Consider the following 2,751-nt stretch of genomic DNA (forward strand, 5'->3'; position numbering starts at 1 on the left):
AGGCCGGTCCGCGGGATTACGGGTGGTGCTCGCCGACGACGCGGTGTTTCTGCGGGAGGTTGTCGCCGAGCTGCTCCGCGGTCACGGATGCGACGTCGTCGCGCAGGTCGCCGATCCGGCCGGTCTGCATGGCGCGATCGCCGCGCTGCGGCCCGACATCGCGGTGGTCGACATCCGCATGCCTCCCACCCACCATCTCGAAGGGCTCGAGGCGGCTGTCGCCATCCGCCGGGATCACCCCGACGTCGGCGTCCTGCTGCTCTCTCAGTACCTGGAGTCCCACTATCTGCCGGCCCTGTTCGGCGCGGGCGCCGGGAGCATCGGCTACCTGCTCAAGGAACGGGTCGCCGGGACGGCGGTCTTCCTGGACGCGGTCCGCCGGGTCGCGGCCGGCGGCTGCGCCCTCGACCCCGACGTGGCGGCGCTGCTGGTCGGCGGCCGGCACCGACGTGGCCCGCTCGACACGCTGACCGACCGTGAACGTGAAGTGCTCGCCCTGATGGCCGAGGGGCGTTCCAATCGCTCCATCAGCGACCAGCTCGTCCTCACTCCCAGGACGGTCGAGTCCCATGTACGCAGCATTTTCACCCGGCTCGGTCTGCAGCCGCAGCCCGACGACCACCGTCGCGTCCTCGCCGTCATCACCTATCTCCAGGCCACCGGCACGACCGCCACCCGAAGATCATGACTGGCCGGTCAGGCAACCATGCCGCCAGACAGGTGGGCACGGCGTCACCGGCAGCCGGTGACCAGGCGGGTGAGCGCCGTCGACGACAGCTCGGACTTGAGCAGGAAGCCACATGCCCCGCAGTCGGTGATGCGGCTGCCGTAGTCGGTGGCGTCCCGGGCCGAACACAGCACCACCTTGACCGTCGGCATCCTCGTACGGAGCTCGCGGCAGACCGCGAACCCGTCGATGTCGGGCAGGCGCACGTCGAGCAGCACGATGTCCGGCCCCAGTCGGGCCGCCTCGCCCAGCCCGTCGGCTCCGGTCCCCGCCTCCCCGACGACCCGGTATCCACCGGCCTCCAGCATCACGCGAGCGACCGCCCGGAAATCCACAAGATCGTCGACAATCAGAACAGTGGACGCCACCGACCGACGATCCCACCACGACCGCGTCCCCACGTCCGTGCCAGCCCTGAACCGGAGGGCGTCATCCGGGCTGGCCTCACCCGCCACCCACGCTGGCCGGCGAGCACCCGCCTGGCCGAATCGTCGCGTGGCCGAACCGCCGCGTGGCCGAACCGCCGCGTGGCCGAACCGCCGCGTGGCCGAACCGCCGCGTGGCCGAACCGCCGTGCCCAACCATCCGGGCTGACGGCCTTCGGTTTTCAGTGTTGGCACGGATGTTCCCGCGCCCGATGCCCGTGAGGATCGATCTGACGATCGTGGCAGGGCCTCGAAACGGCGGCGGCACCGATCAGGAAGCGCCGCCAGTCAGTCATGACATGTTGTGGGGGATGAGACGTGATGCGCACGGTCGGCCGGCGTTGTCGGAGATTTTCGTACCGGCGGACGAGGGCGCGGGAGGCACTGTCGATCCCGCGTTTCGTCGTCCGTCTCCCGGCGCTTCTTCCCAGGCATGCGCTGGCCGGTTTCCTGGCGCTGTCCCTGCTTGCCACGGGCTGTCTGGACGATATGGGGGGCAGCGGTGGTTCGCGGCCGAGCGGCGGGCCGACCCAACAGAACGGGCAGATTCAGCAGAACGGGCAGGACCGGCAGAACGGGCAGGACCGGAAGCCGAAAGGGCCGGTCTGCCCCACGCCCGGGCCGCTCACGAAATCCCAGCTTCCCAGGTTTCCGTCGGCGGACGCGGTCAGCGTGATCAATCAGAATCCATGCGTCAGCATCGCGGGTCTCGCCGATCAGATGATCGGTTTCATTCCCAGGGGACGCGCGGGGGAGTTCGCGCAGTTCCGTGGCGGGCTTGAGCAGTTCATCAAAAGGGTGAACGCAGCCAACGACGTGGTGGACTGCGCCTACGAGACCGACCATCTGGCGATCAAGGTGTACCAGCATGACGACTGGCACTGGTCACTTGGTATGGTCGCGGTCGTCCGTGGGGATCTCGACGCGCTGGTCGACGGCGCGGCCTGCTGGCTGCTGAAGAGAGTGCCGTTCCCGACCGGCGGATTCGGATTCCGCGGCGAGAAGCGCGAGCCCGACCCTGCCTTCTGCGCCGACGCCGTCAGCAGAAAAAGCAACGGCGATCGTTTCACGGTCATGTGGATCGGATCCTCGGATCTCATGTGCAAGAGCCTTGCCCACCTGGCGAATCCCGCTCAGCCGACGCCCTTGAACACCGGCTGAAGCGTCGTTCCGAATACTCGGGTTCAGCGCGGCGCGGTGTGTCCGGGATGCTCCGCGTCACGAAGGGTGTCCTTGCTGAGGCGTGCCGTGCTTGTACAAATTCGCCAAGAAACGCCTTGCCGCGAGATGGAAGCGGACCTCCTCGCCAGGAAGTTCCTGCGAAACTGCGCAGCGCGGAGTCTACATCTCGCCATGATCCACGGACAAATGGCAGGGAGATTATGGAGATGACGTCTTCGGATGGGTCGTAGTGGGGAGGGATCGTCGAGGAGGGAAATCGTGATGGAACTCCCTCGGTCGCCGTGGAACGGATCACGATTGTAGGGTTATGGTTGTAGACCACGGTTTCGACGGAGACTATCCTGTCCCAGGGGGAAAAACCATCGTCTATTTCGCCGTACAACTTCGATGCCCTCATTGTTGAGCGTGGTATAGGAT

3 protein-coding genes are annotated in these 2,751 nt (G+C 66.8%); 2 read left to right on the plus strand and 1 reads right to left on the minus strand.

The genetic code is table 11. The features are described from left to right. The coding region (locus tag NBW84_RS19070) for a LuxR C-terminal-related transcriptional regulator (protein WP_445548769.1) at positions 1-688 on the plus strand (688 nt) is incomplete at its 5' end. A gap of 44 nt (positions 689-732) precedes the next feature. Here NBW84_RS19070 and NBW84_RS19075 read toward each other — a convergent pair. Continuing rightward, complete coding sequence (locus NBW84_RS19075; RefSeq protein WP_250286101.1) at positions 733-1,095, minus strand: response regulator transcription factor; 363 nt, start codon at positions 1,093-1,095, stop codon at positions 733-735. 378 nt (positions 1,096-1,473) lie between these two features. Here NBW84_RS19075 and NBW84_RS19080 point away from each other — a divergent pair, with 378 nt between their 5' ends. Then, a complete protein-coding gene (locus NBW84_RS19080) occupies positions 1,474-2,313 on the plus strand; it encodes a hypothetical protein (RefSeq protein ID WP_250286102.1) in 840 nt (279 codons plus the stop codon). Positions 2,314-2,751 lie beyond the last annotated feature (438 nt).

Origin of the sequence: Protofrankia sp. CiP1_Cm_nod2 (genome assembly GCF_920664355.1) — a bacterium.
Taxonomy (GTDB): domain Bacteria; phylum Actinomycetota; class Actinomycetes; order Frankiales; family Frankiaceae; genus Protofrankia.